This window comes from Streptomyces sp. NPDC002884 (assembly GCF_040295245.1).
Taxonomy (GTDB): Bacteria; Actinomycetota; Actinomycetes; order Streptomycetales; family Streptomycetaceae; genus Streptomyces.
In genome coordinates this window covers 1-16,109 of the sequence record NZ_JBEOVB010000022.1, presented here as the reverse complement: position 1 = coordinate 16,109, position 16,109 = coordinate 1, and the positions used below count along the sequence as shown (strand labels likewise).

Below are 16,109 nucleotides of genomic sequence, written 5' to 3'. Positions count from 1 at the left end.
ATCGGGTGGATTCGCACCGGCCCGACCGTGCACTCTCGAAAGGACGTTGAGCCGGATCCGCGGCGCCGACCGATGGCCGGGGCTCGGATTCCGGGAATGAGCGGACGAAAAGAGGGTCTGGGTCATGCGCCGTGCGTTGTGTCCGGTAGAGACGCTGTACGTCGGGCAGCGAAGCCGAGCGGTGCTCTCCTGCACCCTGCGCGGCCGTCTCGACATCGAGGCGCTGTCGGCCGCGTTCGACGCGGTCACCGAGGCGCATCCGGCGCTGCGGACCCGTATCGTGCCGGACGGCGAGGGCTTCGCGCTGGACCTGCTGGACGAGGCCGCGCGCCCCCGGCTGAGCGCCCGGACCGGCGCCGCCGAGGACGCCTACGCCACGGAGCTGAACACACCGCTGCCTGTCGGCGGGCCACTGAGCCGGGCGGTCGTGGTGAGCGCGCCCGAGGAGGACGGCCACCTGTTCGTGCTCTCCGTGGACCACACCGTCGTCGACGGACACAGTGGCATCGCGCTGCACAACGAGATCTGGGAACGCTACCGGGCCCTGGCCGAGGGCGAGGAGCGGCCCGGCGCCGCGGACGGCACTCCCGGCTGGGCGGTGCCCGTGAGCGAGTTGCTGCCCGAGGTGGACGAGGCGGCGACGACCGCGTACCTGGAACGGCGCGTAGCCGAGGCGCTCCGGCACCCGGCGGAGCTGGTGACGTACGACGTCACGGATCCGTCCGCCGTCGAGGGCCGTATCGAGGTGTGCCGGCTGACGCTGGACGAGGAACGCACCGGCCGGCTGCGCCGCACCGCCCGCACGGCGGGCGTGACCGTGCACGCCCTGGTCGCCGCGGCTCTGCTCACGACCGCGCGCCGGCGCCTGCCCGGCGGCGAGCCGCGTGCCCTGCGCTGCCTCTCCCCCGTCGATCTGCGCTCGCGGCTGTCACCGCCGGTGCCCGCCCTGGTGATGGTGCCCGCCGTCACCAGCCACCTCCAGGCCCTGGACGTCGCCCCGGAGTCGGACCCGGTCGAGCTGGCCCGCACCGTCCACTCCCGGCTCGGCGACTTCGTCGCGGGTGACGGCCCCTACCACGAGATGCGGATCACGCCCGAGATCCCGCGCAACCCCACGCTGCAACTGGCGACGGTGATCGCCACGAACATGGGCGTCGTCCCGGGGCCCCGGCTGCCGGAGGGCCTGGAGGCCACCGACGTCCGGCTGGTGCCCGCCCGGGAGCAGTACTTCCCGGCGGCCGGGCGCAGCCCGGTGATGGCCTGTGTCGTCTCGTTCGAGGGACGGCTGACCATCGAGTTCCCGTACTTCACCGCCTGTTTCAGCCCGGATTTCGTCCGGACCTTCCGCGACGGGGTCGGTGCGGTGCTCGACGCCTGTGCCGCCGCCGTCGAGCCCGTCCCCACGGCGGCGGGCTGAGGCGGCCCACCGCACCGCATCTCACCGGCCACCGTAAGGAGCCCAGCGCCGATATGAGCAACGTCAGCGACATCCCCACACCCCTGGCGCTGCTGCCGCGCGCCCAGGCGGGCGACGAACAGGCCATGAACCAACTGCTGACCGGGATCGTCCCGTACGTCGCACGACTGTGCCGGTCCATCACCCACGACGACGGCGCGGACGCCACCCAGGAGGCGCTCTTCGCCGTCTACCGGGGTCTGCGCACGCTGCGGGAGCCGACCGCGTTCTACGGCTGGGTGCGTTCGGTGACGGTCCGCGAGGCCGTGCGCACGGTGAGACGGGCCGGTGAGGAGGGGCCGTACCAGCGGGTCGAGCCGGGGCAGGAGGCGAACCCGCTGGACGCCGTGCACATCAGCGACGTACTCGACCGGCTGTCCATGTCCCACCGGCAGGTCCTCACCCTGCGCGCCTACGGCCTCAACGAGGAGGAGATGGCACGTGTCCTGTCACTGCCCGTGGGCACCGTACGGTCCCGGCTGCACCGCGCCCGGCTGCGCTTCCGGGAGGCCTGGCAGCCCTCGGCGGCTTGAGGCCCGTCCTGTGGTTCCTGCCGTCCGGAGGCAGTGCCGTCCGGCCGGCCCGAGCGGGATCCGCCGCGCGCGGACGCGAGGCGGAGGAGGCGGTCCGTGCGGAGTGTCCGGGCGTGACGGCGACGCGGCGGAGGCGCCTGCCGATGCCGCACCCCCGCGGCGGGACCGGGGAGAAGGGCCCTGGAGCCCCGGCGGGCGGCGGGCGTCCCGTCGCCCGCCGCCCGGCACGCCCGTGCTCCGCTTCCGCCCGGAACCCGGGTGCACGCCGCACGAGGACGGCCGGCACTCCCCCGAGCGCTTCGAGCAGGTGCCCGACGGAGCACGCACCGGACTTCGCCCCCCGACGAACGCAAGGTGCCCGCCGGGGCCCCGGGACGGACGCGACGGTGGCCGTCGGCGGGATCGTCCCGCCGACGGCCACCGCCCGCCGTGTGTCCCCCGTCGCGCCCGTTACTCGATGAGCTCCGGCAGTACCCGTGGGGGCCACTGGCCCGGCGCGAACAGCCCGAGCGCGTGGGCGCGGGCCACCAGGGCGGGCCGGTTGGGAGCGTCGAAACGGCGCAGCAGCAGACGCACGCGGTACTCGACGCCCTGACGGCTCAGGTACAGGCGGCTGGCCAGCTGCACGGTCGACGCACCACCCGCCACGCCCTCCAGGACCTGCACGTCGAGTTCGCTGAGCGTCAGTTCCCGGGGGTACGGCTCGCCCGCCGCCCCCAGGGGGCTCAGCAGGAGGACCAGTCCGGCCGGCCCGGTCGCGCCGGTGACCGCTATCGCCGTCAGGTCGGCGGGGAAGACACGGCCGCTGTCGTGGCGGCCGGCCACCCGCTGGGTGAACCAGCTCGTGCGGCCCTCGGAAAGGTCGGTGAAACGATGACGCAGCAACTCGGGCGTGCCCGCCCGGAGCAGATCGCTCAGCGTACGGTCGCATATCTCGCCGGGGCTCGCCCCGAACTGTGCCGCGAAATCGGCTTCCGCGGCCGTGATGGTCATGCCCTTCGGACATACATGGGCCGTGTAGGTGCGGCGGCGGTTCACGCCGGCGCCCGCCTTGACGACGGTGGTGGATGAGGCGGTGATGCTTGTGGTCACCACGGACATACCGTCTTTCCCTCTGTACATGGGGGTTTCGATGCACCCCGCCCTTTCCGGCAATCCCGCAGGACAACGTTGTCAGTGCGTCACTTTCGCGCGGCCGCCACCGGGTTGGGGGGATATCACATCAGGTCGGCAGCCTGGAGGCTATGGCCGGGCAATCCACCTGGCAAGTGTTTGCCTGTCCGGGCGCGCCCATTGCCAACTCTTTCGGCCATGGGGCAATTTCAGCCAGACAGGATCCTCCGCCCGGTCGTTCCGAAACTCGGTACGCAGGGGGCCATGGCAAATGACAGGAGAAACCTCGCCTGTGCAACCATGTTGCCCCCATTGCCCAGCCTCCCTAAAGTATGGGCAACTTCCGGACGCGGCCTCGGAAACACGGGGCGATCAGAAGACTCAAAAGGACCTCAGGGGATCAGAGGGCGAAATGCTTGAGCAGCCGCACTTCGGCCGGCAGCTGAGGAAGCTCAGGCTCGAGCGGGGCTTGAGCCAGGCTTCGGTCGTCGGTGACGGCATGTCCACCGGATACCTATCCCGTCTGGAGTCCGGTGAACGCCGACCCACCGGACGAACCGTCAGCTATCTGGCACAGCAACTCGGCGTGGACGTCGCCGCGTTGACCGAGCCGCGCGCGGGCGGCTGCCTGAGCCGCGCGCTCGCCGCCGCGACCTCGGCACCGCCGGGCACGGACAGCGCCACCGCCCTCCTCCAGGCGGTGCGCGACGACGAGCACGACGACCCCGTCGGCCGCTGGCAGGCGCTGTGGCTGCTCGGCCGGATCAGCGGCGGCCGAGGAGACTTCGAGCAGGAGCGCGGTCATCTGCACGAGCTGATCGAACTGAGCGAACTGATCGCGGCACCTGACCTCCGGGTGCGGTCCCATGTGCAGTACGCGCGCTGTCTGTACGCCCTGGGCAAGGCACGGGCCGCGGAACCGGTCGCCGTCACCGCGCTCGCCGTCGCACGCGCCGAGCGGCTGCCGACCGCCGACGTCATGGCCGCCCAGACGGTCCTGATCGCCGTCGAGACCGGGCTCGGCCGACTGGAAGCGGCCGAGCGCCATGTCCGTGAACTGGAGAGGGAGTTGCTGCCCACGGCCGCTCCCCAACCGGCCGCCGAGGCGTTGTGGGCGGCCTCGGTGGTCGCCGATCGGCGGGGCGACCACCGGACCGCCCGGTCCCGGCTGGAGGAGGCGCTGGCACTGCTCCGGGGCAGCGACGACCTGACCCTGTGGACCCGGCTGCGTACGGCGGCGACGGCCGCCGCGCTCCAGATGTCACCACCGTGCGTGGCGGCGGCTGAGCGGTGGCTCGGCGAGGCCGACGTGGTCCTCGAACTCATCGGCACCCCGATCCAGTTGCAGGAGGTACGCGCACTGCGGGCCCATCTCGCCTTCCACCAGGGCCGGTTGGACGAGGCCCGGACCCTGTGCGGCGCGTTGCCGCCGGACGGCGAACTCCGGCTGCCGCACGGGGACCGGGTACGGCTGGCGGTCCTGGAGGGCCGTCTGATGATCCTGGAGGGCCGGGTCGACCAGGGCGTCGCGGCCCTGCGCCGCCTCGGGCAGCAGACGACGGACGCCCACAACCTCGATCTGGCCACCCACGTCTGGCGGTCCCTGGCCACCACACTGGCCGACGTACGCGCCTCGGGCGTCGGAGACGCCGTGCGCTAGATGATCGATTCCAAGGGATCGGCTGCGCTCATGGGACGAGGGCGTCCGACGTCGGTGTGTGAAGACAGAGCTGGACACCCTTGCGATCGCACGTGGATCGTGGACGTCGGTCAACGAGACCTTCAAGGGCCAACTCGATCTCGAACAGGATCATCCTGGCTGCTTGGTTTGGATCTCCGGGTGAACGAAAGAGAGACGGCCGTGGCGCGCCGGTTCTATGGCTGGTGTGCGGCTTCGGGACGCGTCGGTGGCGATGGCGGCTGTGTCAGGGTGACGGTGTAGCGCCAGAACGGTCGGACAAGCAGTGCGCCGGCAATGACGACGATCATGCAGAGCAGCGAACTGCCTGTCCACGCGACACCGAGACCGGTGGCGGAGGCCATGGCCCCGGCACGCAGGTCTCCGAGGCGCGGACCGCCGGCGACGACGACGGTGAAGACACCTTGCAGCCGGCCACGCATGGCGTCTGGTGCGTAGGTCTGCAGAATCGTCTCGCGGTAGACCGCGCTGACGAGGTCCGCCGCTCCGGCAGCGGCCAGCAGGGCCGCGGCCGCGAGGAGGTGGTGGACGGTGCCCGCGAGGGCGATGGCCGCCGCCCAGGTGGTGACGGCGATCGCCAGCGCCCGGCCTTGACGGCGCACTCGTCCGATCCATCCGCTGAACAGCCCCGCTGCGACCGACCCGATGGCGATGGACGAGTACAACAGTCCCACCCCTCCGCCGAAGCGCAGCTGTGCCGCTTCCGGGAACAGGGCGGTCGGCATGGCCATCGTCATCGCCGCGATGTCGACCGCGAAGGACATCCAGAGCACGGGGGCGGCGGCGATGAACCGCAGCCCGTCGAAGACCGAGCGCAGCCCGCCGGTGCGGGCCCCCGAGCCGGTCGGCAGGATCGAGGGCAGGCCAACGGCCGAGTACAGCAGTACGGAGAACAGCACGGCGTCGGCGCCGTAGGCCCAGCAGTAGCCGTTCGGCAGCGAGATCAGGAGGCCCGCCACAAGGGGCCCGGCGACCTGTCCGACATTGCCGGCGGTGAAGTACAGCGTGTTCGCGGCGGGTACCAACGGGGTGGGAACGATGCGGGGAATGATCGCGCCCCGGGCGGCGGACGACACGGCGAAGGCGCCGGCCTGGACAGCGACGAGGGCGAGGATGAGGGGCACCGAGCGCAGATCGGCGAGCGCCTGGAACAGCAGGGCGAGTGTGATCACCCAGGTGAGGCAGGCCGACGCCAGGTAGAGCGTACGGCGGTCGAACCGGTCGGCGATGGCGCCGCCGTACAGGCCGAAGACCACGAGCGGTACGAGACCGGCCAGCCCCGCCAGCCCCACGAACAGCGACGACCGCGTCAGCACGTACACCTGTACCGGGATGGTGACGCTGGTGACCATGGTCCCGATGTATGCCGCGCCCTGCCCGATCAGCAGGCGACGGAAGACAGGGTGCGCCAGCGGGCGGGTGTCGAGGGCGATACCGCGCAGGCTGGAGACCAGCCGGGCCTTCCGTGCGGGCGGGGCCGTGGGAGGAAGATCGCGCGGGGTGCGGGATGTCGTGGGCATGGTCACCACGCTGACAGGACCGCGCGGTGCACCGCTTCCGTTAATCTGCCGTCACATGTCGGAAAACAGTCAGACGGAGGAGGCGGAGGAGGCGGAGGAGACGGAGGAGGCGGCTGAGCCCAGGGACACCACGCACGCCCACCTCGCGGGTGAGGTCATCGGCCGCCACCAGCACGGCTATCACCAGCTTCTCTACGTCAGCGCCGGTGTGCTGGCGGTGCAGACGGGCGAGGCATCCTGGGTGGCGTCCAGAGCGCGCGCCGTGTGGATTCCGGCGGGCATCTGGCATCAGCACCGGGTGTACGGGCACAGTTCCGTGCACACGCTCGGCTTCGCCGCCCACGACGTCCTGCTGAGGTCCCGGGCGCCGGTCGTTGTGGCCGTGGACACCCTGGTACGCGAACTGATCATCGCGTGCAGTGAACCGTCCCTCCCGCAGCAGGAGGCACGCCACCTGCGCGCCGTCCTGCGGGACCGGCTGCGGCGAGCCCTCGTGGAGCCATTGACGCTGCCCACCCCCGACAACTCCCTGCTGCGGCAGGCGTGCGCGCTGGTGACCGGCGATCTGCGGCAGCCGCGGACCGCCGCCTGGCTCGCACGGTCCATCGGCGTGAGCGAGCGCACCCTGGCCCGGCTGTTCAGGAGCGAGTTCGGCACGACCTATCCACAATGGAGGACCAACGTCCGGGTGTTTCACGCCATGGTGCTGCTGGCGGAAGGAGCAAGCGTCAGTGAGACGGGACGCCAGTGCGGATGGGCCACGACCAGTGCGTTCATCGACACGTTCAGCCGCACCATGGGCCAGACACCGGGAACCTATCGCATCGCACCCGGCGGGTGAATTCCCAAGCCAGGCTTCGCGAGTCAAACGCCGACTCGACCCCGAACAGCACCGAGGGCGCACGTCCGGCGGTGTCATCGCCCGCGTCATGCGGATGCCGGCCAAGGGCGGCGGGCTCTGTCTGATCGGCGTGTGCAACAACGACGCCGGTGGGGAGGTCAACTCGACCGCGACGCTGAGCGGTTCACACAAGGGACGGCAGCACCGCCCGGGTCGTCATCACCGGCTTCGCCTGACACCCTCGTACGTCGAGTGCGCCCTCACATGTCCGGGGCGCACTCACACGTCCGGGACGCCCTCATGGACGACCCCCTCAGCCGCTCACCGCTCTCAATGCTCCCGGTCTGCGGCCGTTGAGGCAGTCGAGCGCCAGGCCCGTGGCCTCGTCGGCCGGCATGTGGACCACCAGCCGCTGGCCCTCGTCCGCGAAGGCCAGGGTCTCGTACGACAGCCGCAGGCGGCCCGCCTCGGGATGGTCGACGAGATCGGTTCCGAAGCGGCTGGGCATGGTCGGCACGGCGGCGAGGCGGTCGCGGAATTCCGCCCCCGCGGTCGCCGTCAACTCCGCGGTGAGTGCGGCCACATGCGGGTCGTGCAGCGAGGCCTCGTTGCGCAGGTAGGCGATCTGGTCGTCGGCGATGCGGTCCCACTCGGGGTGTACCGCGCGGGCACGGGGGTCCGTGAACACGTACCGCACCATGTTGGGCCGGTCGCCGTCGAGCAGGCCGAGCGGGCGGGCATACCGCTCGTAGCCCCTCGTGCAGGCCAGGATGTCGCCGATCCAGTTGAGCAGCACGGCCGGTGCGGGCTCCAGGCGGTCGAGGAGGGTCCGGACCGTGGTGCGCACGGTCCGGACCGGCGGTGCGGTGGCCGACTGGCAGAGCACCTTGTCCATACCGTGTTCCTTGGCCAGTCGGCGGAGCAGGAGGTGGTCGGCCGTCGACAGCCTCAGCGCCTCGGTGAGGGCGCCGAGGACCTGGGCGGAGGGGTTGCGGTCGCGGCCCTGTTCCAGCCGGATGAGGTACTCGACGCTGATGCCGGCGAGGGTGGCGAGTTCGGCCCGGCGCAGCCCGGGGGTACGGCGTCGAGGGCCCGCGGGCAGGCCCACCTCGGCGGGGGTGACGGCTTCTCGGCGGGTGCGCAGGAAAGTCCCCAGCTCGTTGTCGCTCACCGGTCGACCGTACAGCGCGTGGCGTCGCGGAGGGTGTCTCTGTCACTACCACCCTCAGCCCGGTCTCCCTACCGGGACGCCGAACTCGCAGGGTGGATCCATGACTTACGAAAACACCGCGAACGCGTCCGCCACGTCCGTCTCCGCTCTGCCTCTCGCCCCCGGCGACTGGGAGCTCGACCGCTCGCACTCGGCGGTCCACTTCACCATCCGGCACCTGGGCATCGCCAAGGTGCGCGGTCGGTTCCTGGACTTCGAGGCCGGGCTGTCCGTCGGTGAGACGCTCGACGACGTGCGGGCGAGCGCCGAGATCTCCCTGGCCTCCATCGACACCGGCAACCCCGACCGCGACGTCCACACCCGCTCGGCCGATCTGCTCGACGTGGAGAAGCGGCCGACGATGACGTTCCGGTCGACTTCGGTGTCCGGGGCGGACGAGGAGTGGTCCCTGGAAGGGGAGTTGACCATCGGGGACGTGACCCGCCCGGTCACGCTGGCGGTCGAGTTCGGAGGGGCGGTGGATTTCCCCGCGGACGGCAGGAAGCACGCCGGCTTCGAGGCAACGGGCGAGATCCGGCGCAGCGAATTCGGGCTCGACTTCGGGACCGGCTTCCTCGGTGACGTCGTCAAGGTGCATCTGGACATGCAGTTCGTCGCACCGCAGGGCCAGAGCGGCTGACGTACGGCGATCTCGGTGTCCCCCGCGGGTGGCCGGGGCACGGCACCGGGTCGCGGTCTCCTCGGCCCCTCCCCTGCCCCTCTCCCGCCCCGCCTCGCCGCGCCTCTCCCCGCCTCGCCTCGCCTCGCCCCGCCTCGCCGCGGGTGCGGTTCGCCTCGCCGCGGGTGCGGTTCGCGGTCGGTAATCCGCTGGAGCGGGCCGTTTCCGGGCTCCTATAGTGGCGGCCATGCGCGCCCCCTACCCCCGGACTCCACATCTCGCCTGGTCACCGGGTATGTCCGCGGACGATGTGCGGACCGGTGGGGTCGGCGGGTTCGTCGGGCGGGAGGTCGTCGTGACCGAGAAGCTCGACGGGGAGAACACGACCCTGTACGCGGACGGGCTGCACGCCCGCTCGCTGGATTCCGCGCATCATCCGTCGCGGGCGTGGGTCAAGGCCCTCCAGGGGCGGGTGGGGGCACGGATACCGGCGGGATGGCGGGTGTGCGGAGAGAACCTGTACGCGCGGCACTCGATCCCGTACGACGCCCTGGACGGCTACTTCTACGGATTCTCCGTGTGGGACGAGCGCGACCGGTGCCTCGACTGGGACGAGACGGTGCGGTTCCTGCGGGGGCTCGGCGTGCCGACTCCGTCGGTGCTGTGGCGGGGGACGTTCGACGAGCGGGCGCTGCGGCGGCTGCGGGTGGAGACCGGACGGCAGGAGGGTTACGTCGTACGGACCGTCGAGGGCTTCGCACGGGAGGACTTCGCCGGGCGGATCGCCAAGTGGGTGCGGCCCGCGCACGTCACGACGGGAACGCACTGGATGCACGCGGCCGTCGTCGCGAACGGGCTCGGACCGGCCGCCGCGCTGTGGGCCGTGCGGTCCGGGGCGGCGCCGGACGCGGAGGCGCTGGCCCGGTACACGGGCGTGCCGGACGGCGACGCGGACGCGGCGGCCGAGGTGGGCGAGCGACTGGACTCGCTGGGGCGCAGCGGGCAGGCGCGGCTCGCGGGTGTGCTCGCCGCGCTGTCGCACCGCACCCGACGGGCCGGGCTGATGAGCCGGACCGCCGGGCCCCTGGGCGTGCCGCTCGCCAGGCGGGTCGCCGATCTGGTGGGGCTGCATACCGCCCTGCACCGGCCGTACCCGGACGAGGAGCGCCGGGCCGGGCTCGTACGGATGTCGTTCGCGGCCGATCTGGGGGTGCTGCACGCCGTGGCGGGCGCGGTCGCGAGGGACGAGCGGGCGCGCGAGCAGGTGCAGTGGTCGGCGCTGCACGCGGAGGAGGCCGGACTGCTCGGCGAGACACCGCTCGGACCGCTGAGGGCCGGGCTGCGGGAGGCGCTGGCGGAGGAAGCGATCGGTGGTGCGGCCGGGGACCGCTGCTGGGCGGAGACGCGGGAGCTGTACGCGCAGGGGCGGGTCTCCACGGTGGCGGAGGCCGTCGCGGCGACGTGGCGGTGGCGGGGCGGGGAGTCTCCCCGGCTGGTGCACCTCACGGGGCCGTCCGGCAGCGGCAAGAGCAGCTTCGCCGGGCGGCTGACCGGCGTTTCGGGGCGCGTCGAGCTGGACGGGCTGCGGACGGCGCGCGGCGCGCGGGCGGATCAGAAGGCCAACAAAGAGGTGCTGCGCGAGGGACTGCGACGGCTGGACACGGCGCTCGGCGCCGGTGGCACGGTGGTCTGGGACGCCACGTCGCTCGATCCGCGCCAGCGGTCCCTGGTGCACGCCGTGGCCCGCCGGCGCGACGCGCTGGTCACGCACGCCGTGGTCCTCACCGACGAGGACGAGCTCGTGCGACGCAACGCCACGCGGCCACATCCGGTGCCGCCGGACGTGCTCGCGGGGCAACTGCGCCGGTTCGTGCCGCCGTATCCGGGCCAGGCGCACCGCACCTGGTACGTGGGCGCGGACGGGACCGTGGCGGACCGTGACGGCACACTGGACGGGGAGGACGGCTGATGCGTACCAGCGAGGAGATCTATCACCGCGTGCGCTGGGACCCGCGTTTCGACCCCGCGCGGTTCGTGCTCGGTATCAACCAGCGCGGCGCGGCGCCCCAGCGGATGCCGTTGCCGGCGTTCGTGCCGGGCGGCGAGATCCCGTGGCACCGGGTGCTGTTCGTGGAGGCGGACGGCGAGGTCGTGTGGGACCGCGCCACGGGCGTGGACCGCGTCGACGCGTCCGGCGCCGGCCGGGTGCGCGAGGCGCGGCGGCTTCGGGCGCCCTTCTTCACGGCCCGCCCGCCGCACGGGTGGGACGCCTCCGCCGGGCGGTGGATCCCCGCCACGTCTCCCGCGCCACCCGCACCGCGGGAGACGGGGCGGGATCGGGTCCGGGTGCTGACCTGGAACACCCTGTGGGACCGCTACGACAGTGATCGCATCGACACCGCCCTGCGCCGCCCGCTGCTGCTGGCGGCGCTCGAACGGGCCGACGCGGACGTCATCGCCCTCCAGGAGGTCGAGGCGGAGCTGCTGGCCATGCTGCTGGACGCCGAGTGGGTACGGGCCGACTACACCGTGGGGGCGGACCCCTACGGGAAGGACGTCGAGGACTGCGGTCTCCTCGTGCTCAGCCGGCTGCCGGTGAGGGAGGCGGCCCTGCATGTCCTCGGCCGTCACAAGGCCGTCACCGCCGTCGTCGTGGACACCGCGTCCGTGCCGCTGACCGTGGCCGCCACCCATCTGACGAGCGACCACAGCGAGGACGGCCCGGCCCGGCGCGGGACGGAACTGGCCCGGCTCGCCGAGGGGTTGTCCGGCGTGGCGGGCGGCCTGGTCCTGGTCGGCGACTTCAACGACGGCGGCGCGGGCCCGGCGCGCACGCTCGGCATGCGTGACGCCTGGACCGAGACGCACGGCCCGCACGGGCACGCGCCCACCTTCGACCCCCGTGTCAATCCGCTGGCCGCCGTGTCGTCCCTGTCGGGCCGCGCCTCCCGCCTCGACCGCGTCTTCGTCCGCCCCGGCGACGGTCCGCACATCACGGACGCGGCACTGCTCGGCGACACGCCCACCCCGACAGGGTTGTACGTCTCCGACCACTACGGGGTCGTCGCCGACCTGCACTGCGGCCCCGACGCGCCCGTCGACGTGCTCGACGTCGCGCCGACACCCCGTACGGCACTGGCGTGGATCCCTCCGCGCGCGCTGTGGCCCGCGCTCCAGGACGTGCGCCGCGACCACGACGCGCAGATCCGGCGCTGGCCGCCGCACGTCAACGTGCTGTTCGGGTTCGTCCCCGAGTCGGACTTCGAGCGGGCGGCCCCACTGCTGGCCACGGCGGCGGCGCAGGTCGCGCCGTTCACGGCACGGCTGGAGGGAGTGCACACCTTCGGCCACCGGGACGGCGCCACGGTGTGGCTGGACCCGGCGGCCGACGACGACACTCCGTGGGCGGAGCTGTGGCAGGCGCTGGTACGGCGCTTCCCGCGCTGCCGCGGACGCCACGACGGTTTCACTCCGCATCTGAGCCTCGGCCGGACGAGCGACCCTCAGGCCGTCGCCGTCGACTGCGCGGCCCGGCTGTCCGCGATGACCGCGCGGGTCGGCGAACTGGTCCTGCTGTCCCGGCGGGGCGCGGAACCGATGCGTCCGCGGGCCACCGTGGCCCTGGGTACCGGAGAGGTGCGGTGGCTTCCCGAGCCCGCCCTCGGCCGGCCCGACCGGGGACGGGAGGACTGGGAGGCGCCCGCCACCGACGCGGCCGTCCGGCCCGCCACGGACGGTGCGACGGCCGAGCGGATCGTGCGGCGCCTGACGGAAGCCCTCGGGGAGGACGCCGCCGTCCGGCTCAGCGGGTCGCGGCGCATGGGATGCGCGCTCGCCGGATCCGACGTGGACGTCGTCGCGGCGCTGCCCGGCGCGGTGGACCTGTCGGCCGTGCGGGACCGGGTCACGGCCGCGCTGCCGGACGCCGAGCGGCTGCGGGAGGTCGTCGGCGCGCGCGTGCCGGGTCTGCGGTTCCGCGTCGGCGGGCTCGACGTGGATCTGGTGATCGTGGCCACGGGGTCGGTACCGGCGCGGGAGGCGACGGCGCGGCGGGCCGAACTGGGCGAGGCCGCGGCGATCGCGCTCAGCTCGGTGTCCGACTCGGAGGCGATCCTGACGGCCGTGGGCGCCGCCGGCACGCCCCGGTTCGCGGAACTGGCACGAGGAGTGAAGGCCTGGGCGCGGGCGCGCGGTCTGGACGCGGCGCCCTTCGGCGGCCTGCCCGGAGTGGCGTGGGCGGTGCTCGCCGCACTCACGGTCCGGCAGTCCCCGGACGTGGTGGACTCCGGCGACCTGCTGCGGCGGTTCTTCGCCACCTGGGCCGCGTGGGACTGGCGGAAGCCCGTCGGCCTCACCCCGGACGGTCATGGAACCGGCGCGGGCCTCACCGTGCTGACGCCCAGCGCCCCCGTGCGCTCGTGCACGGAGCAGGTCGGCCCGCACGGCCTGGACCTGCTGAGCCAGGAGCTCTACCGGGCCTGGGAGATCGTGGAGGCCGCGGCGGCCACCGGTACGGATCCCTGGCCCGAGCTGCTCGGCCCGCCGCCCCTGCACCGCCACCACGCGGCGTGGGCCGTCGTGACCGTGCCGCTCCGGCAGCGGGAGGTCTTCGACGAGCTCGACGGGCGGGTACGCGGACGGGTGCGCGCGCTGCTCGGGGCGTTGCGGGACGCCGGAGCGGAGGACGCGTACGCCTGGCCGAGGCCCCTGCCGGCCTCCCCCGGGTCCGGGCCCACCGAGCAGCCCGCGAGCGCGCGTTACGCCATCGGACTCGGGCGCACACCGCTCGACGCGGACCAGGTCGCGGACATCGCCGGACGCTGGCTCACGGGCCTGCCGGGCGTCGAGGTGACCCACGTCGAGGGCGGGGCGATTCCCACCGTGCGCTGAGGCGAGACGGCAAGCCGCCTGCGTGGCGGCGAGGTGTCAGCGTGGCGGCAAGCCGGACGGTGACTCGGAGACGGGCGGCGGAGTCGGGGCGCCGAGGTCGAGGGTCGCGCCGCCGGTGCGGACGATCACGCTGACCATCATCGACGGCGGTGGCCGCAAAGCCGCCGGTCCTCACCCGTTCGCTCCAGGCTCAGCACGTCGCGGGTGCGTTCAGGCGCTCACGGTGAGCCCGGTTCGTGGCCATCAGCACGTCGAGGGCGTCGCGGGTGTGGACGAGGTCGGCAATGTGCTCGGAGAGCCGTTCGCGCTCCTCGGCCATCCGAAGCAGCGCGGCGTCGGCGTTCTCCTCGCTGGGCGAGTCGACGCACGGCAGCAGTTCGGCGATCGTCCGGCTGGACAGCCCGGCGGCGTACATCCGCTGGAGGAACGTGACCCGTTCGACGTGGACCTCGGTGTAGTGCCGCTGTCCGCCGGGACTGCGCGCGCTGGTGAGCAGACCCTGTTCCTCGTAGTAGCGCAGGGACCGGACGCTGACTCCGGCTCGCGCCGCGAGCTCCCCGATACGCATGCCGCCCCGCCTTCCCCGTTGTGATCCGGAACACAACCCTTGCACCTGACGTCCATGTCAGGTTTTAGCGTAGCCGAGGCGCCTGGCATCCGGGCGACGGATCACGAAGGAGACATGACGTGACAACCCTCTTCAGCGGCCACCGGCTCGGCGATCTGGCGCTGCCCAACCGGGTGGTGATGGCCCCGATGACTCGGGTTCGGGCCGCCGCGGGCGGTCTGGCGACGCCGTCCATGGCGCGCTACTACGCACAGCGGGCCAGCGCGGGTCTGATCGTCAGCGAGGGCGTGCAGCCGAGCCTGATCGGTCAGTCCAATCCTGGTACTCCGGGGCTGCACACCGACGACCAGGTGGCGTCCTGGCTTCAGGTGACCGACGCGGTGCACGCCAACGGCGGGCGGATCTTCGCCCAGATCATGCACGGCGGACGGGTCTCGCACCCCGACACCACCGGCCTGCGGCCCGTCGGCCCCTCCGCCGTCCCGGCCGTCGGTGAGGTGTTCACGCCCACCGGCCCCCAGCCGGCGCCGGTGCCCCGCGCCCTGGACACGGCCGAGGTGCCCGAGCAGGTCCGGTCGTACGCGCAGGCCGCGCGCCGTGCCGTAGACGCGGGTTTCGACGGTGTGGAACTGCACGGCGCGAACGGCTATCTGATCTCGCAGTTCCTCTCGGCCAACGCCAATCTGCGCACGGACTCCTACGGCGGTTCGGTGACCAACCGGATCCGGTTCGCCGTGGAGGCTGTCGCCGCGACCGCCGAGGCCGTCGGCGCGGAGCGGACCGGCATCCGGCTCTCTCCCGGCGGCCCCTTCTGGGGCATCGAGGAGACCGATGTCGCCGAGCACTACACCGCGCTCCTCGGCGAGTTGTCCCGGCTCGACCTGGCCTATGTGCATCTCGAGGCCACGGCCGACGAGGAGACGCTGCTCGGGCTGCGCCGGGCCTGGCCGGGAACCCTGGTCATGAACCCGGTGCTGCCACTGGGCCCCCGGCAGACCGGCCGTGCCGAAGCGGACCACTGGCTGGGCCTCGGAGCCGATCTCATCAGCTTCGGACGCGCCTTCATCGCCAATCCCGACCTGGTGGAGCGACTGCGCACCGGTCTGCCGATCGCTCCGGCCGACGAGAGCACGTACTTCCAGGGCGGCGACGACGGCTACCTCACCTACTCGGCCTACCAGCACGCGCAGTGACACCGGCCGCACGGCGGCGTCGGCCGAGGTGATCGAGACCGTCGTCCGACGTGGGTACGTCGACCAGGCCGCGCAGCGGTGTTGACGGCGCACGTACTGTGGAGAAGAAACGCATCAACGCCTGCCCAGAGCTGTAAGCCGGGCGGCCCTAACGGGGGAAGAAGGGTGCGTGCCCGATGACGGTCGGGCTGCTCTCCACGGTTGCCGCCGTGTTCTACGGCGGTACGGTCTCGATTCTCGCCCTTACCGCGACGTTCGCTCGGCGCCGCACCCTCCGGCACGAAGCACGCAGCACGCTTGCCGTCCTGGTACCGGGGAGGACGGTGGAGTCGCAGAGCACGGACAGCGCGACCGTAGCCCCCGGCAGTTGAGGGTCATACCGCGATGGTGTGCGGTGGCGGGGCGGGGCGCGCCGCGCCCACCACCACAAAAACCACCAAGAACACCAGCACCAAAGCAAACCCCAG

Annotated in this window: 12 protein-coding genes; 8 read left to right on the top strand and 4 right to left on the bottom strand. The window is 72.6% G+C overall.

What is annotated here, in order from left to right:
- Window positions 1-124: 124 nt before the first annotated feature.
- Both ABT070_RS31980 and ABT070_RS31975 read left to right on the top strand, forming a co-directional pair.
- A complete protein-coding gene (locus ABT070_RS31980; RefSeq protein ID WP_351765725.1) occupies window positions 125-1,417 on the top strand; it encodes a phthiocerol/phthiodiolone dimycocerosyl transferase family protein in 1,293 nt (430 codons plus the stop codon).
- 53 nt (window positions 1,418-1,470) lie between these two features.
- A complete protein-coding gene (locus ABT070_RS31975) occupies window positions 1,471-1,989 on the top strand; it encodes an RNA polymerase sigma factor (protein ID WP_351765724.1) in 519 nt (172 codons plus the stop codon).
- Between the two features lie 450 nt (window positions 1,990-2,439).
- Here the strand turns inward: ABT070_RS31975 and ABT070_RS31970 are convergent, their stop codons facing one another.
- Entirely contained in the window at window positions 2,440-3,090 is a 651-nt protein-coding gene (locus ABT070_RS31970; RefSeq protein ID WP_351765723.1) for a LuxR C-terminal-related transcriptional regulator, read from the bottom strand.
- A gap of 424 nt (window positions 3,091-3,514) precedes the next feature.
- Between ABT070_RS31970 and ABT070_RS31965 the strand changes: the two genes are divergently transcribed.
- Window positions 3,515-4,762, top strand: coding sequence for a helix-turn-helix domain-containing protein (locus ABT070_RS31965; RefSeq protein WP_351765721.1), 1,248 nt, complete (start codon window positions 3,515-3,517; stop codon window positions 4,760-4,762).
- 215 nt (window positions 4,763-4,977) lie between these two features.
- Here ABT070_RS31965 and ABT070_RS31960 read toward each other — a convergent pair whose 3' ends face one another.
- Window positions 4,978-6,321, bottom strand: a complete 1,344-nt coding sequence (locus ABT070_RS31960; protein WP_351765719.1) for an MFS transporter — start codon at window positions 6,319-6,321, stop codon at window positions 4,978-4,980.
- 55 nt (window positions 6,322-6,376) lie between these two features.
- Between ABT070_RS31960 and ABT070_RS31955 the strand changes: the two genes are divergently transcribed.
- Window positions 6,377-7,162, top strand: coding sequence for a helix-turn-helix transcriptional regulator (locus tag ABT070_RS31955; RefSeq protein WP_351765718.1), 786 nt, complete (start codon window positions 6,377-6,379; stop codon window positions 7,160-7,162).
- Window positions 7,163-7,475: 313 nt separating this feature from the next.
- Here the strand turns inward: ABT070_RS31955 and ABT070_RS31950 are convergent, their stop codons facing one another.
- Complete coding sequence (locus tag ABT070_RS31950) at window positions 7,476-8,333, bottom strand: helix-turn-helix domain-containing protein (protein WP_351765717.1); 858 nt, start codon at window positions 8,331-8,333, stop codon at window positions 7,476-7,478.
- A 100-nt stretch (window positions 8,334-8,433) separates the two neighbouring features.
- Here ABT070_RS31950 and ABT070_RS31945 point away from each other — a divergent pair, with 100 nt between their 5' ends.
- The 3 genes from ABT070_RS31945 to ABT070_RS31935 all read left to right on the top strand — a co-directional run bounded on the left by ABT070_RS31945 (window position 8,434) and on the right by ABT070_RS31935 (window position 13,881).
- Window positions 8,434-9,012, top strand: a complete 579-nt coding sequence (locus ABT070_RS31945) for a YceI family protein (RefSeq protein ID WP_351765716.1) — start codon at window positions 8,434-8,436, stop codon at window positions 9,010-9,012.
- A gap of 226 nt (window positions 9,013-9,238) precedes the next feature.
- Window positions 9,239-10,960: an RNA ligase family protein gene (locus ABT070_RS31940; protein ID WP_351765714.1), complete on the top strand. Its 1,722-nt coding sequence runs from the start codon at window positions 9,239-9,241 to the stop codon at window positions 10,958-10,960.
- The gene (locus ABT070_RS31935) at window positions 10,960-13,881 is read left to right on the top strand and encodes a poly(A) polymerase (RefSeq protein ID WP_351765712.1); all 2,922 of its coding nucleotides are present in this window, start codon (window positions 10,960-10,962) and stop codon (window positions 13,879-13,881) included. Before ABT070_RS31940 ends, ABT070_RS31935 begins: the two co-directional genes overlap by 1 nt.
- A 190-nt stretch (window positions 13,882-14,071) precedes the next feature.
- Here ABT070_RS31935 and ABT070_RS31930 read toward each other — a convergent pair whose 3' ends face one another.
- The gene (locus tag ABT070_RS31930; RefSeq protein ID WP_351765711.1) at window positions 14,072-14,449 is read right to left on the bottom strand and encodes a MerR family transcriptional regulator; all 378 of its coding nucleotides are present in this window, start codon (window positions 14,447-14,449) and stop codon (window positions 14,072-14,074) included.
- A 119-nt stretch (window positions 14,450-14,568) separates the two neighbouring features.
- On the opposite strand from ABT070_RS31930, the gene ABT070_RS31925 reads away from it, so the two are divergent.
- Window positions 14,569-15,642, top strand: a complete 1,074-nt coding sequence (locus ABT070_RS31925; RefSeq protein WP_351765710.1) for an alkene reductase — start codon at window positions 14,569-14,571, stop codon at window positions 15,640-15,642.
- Window positions 15,643-16,109: the final 467 nt, after the last annotated feature.

Bases quoted from the DNA above. Each gene is read 5' to 3' on its own strand.
- ABT070_RS31980 (WP_351765725.1), top strand. From the start codon at position 125: ATGCGCCGTGCGTTGTGTCCGGTAGAGACGCTGTACGTCGGGCAGCGA.
- ABT070_RS31945 (WP_351765716.1), top strand. From the start codon at position 8,434: ATGACTTACGAAAACACCGCGAACGCGTCCGCCACGTCCGTCTCCGCT.
- ABT070_RS31960 (WP_351765719.1), bottom strand. From the start codon at position 6,321: ATGCCCACGACATCCCGCACCCCGCGCGATCTTCCTCCCACGGCCCCG.
- ABT070_RS31940 (WP_351765714.1), top strand. From the start codon at position 9,239: ATGCGCGCCCCCTACCCCCGGACTCCACATCTCGCCTGGTCACCGGGT.
- ABT070_RS31965 (WP_351765721.1), top strand. From the start codon at position 3,515: ATGCTTGAGCAGCCGCACTTCGGCCGGCAGCTGAGGAAGCTCAGGCTC.
- ABT070_RS31935 (WP_351765712.1), top strand. From the start codon at position 10,960: ATGCGTACCAGCGAGGAGATCTATCACCGCGTGCGCTGGGACCCGCGT.
- ABT070_RS31930 (WP_351765711.1), bottom strand. From the start codon at position 14,449: ATGCGTATCGGGGAGCTCGCGGCGCGAGCCGGAGTCAGCGTCCGGTCC.
- ABT070_RS31970 (WP_351765723.1), bottom strand. From the start codon at position 3,090: ATGTCCGTGGTGACCACAAGCATCACCGCCTCATCCACCACCGTCGTC.
- ABT070_RS31955 (WP_351765718.1), top strand. From the start codon at position 6,377: ATGTCGGAAAACAGTCAGACGGAGGAGGCGGAGGAGGCGGAGGAGACG.
- ABT070_RS31975 (WP_351765724.1), top strand. From the start codon at position 1,471: ATGAGCAACGTCAGCGACATCCCCACACCCCTGGCGCTGCTGCCGCGC.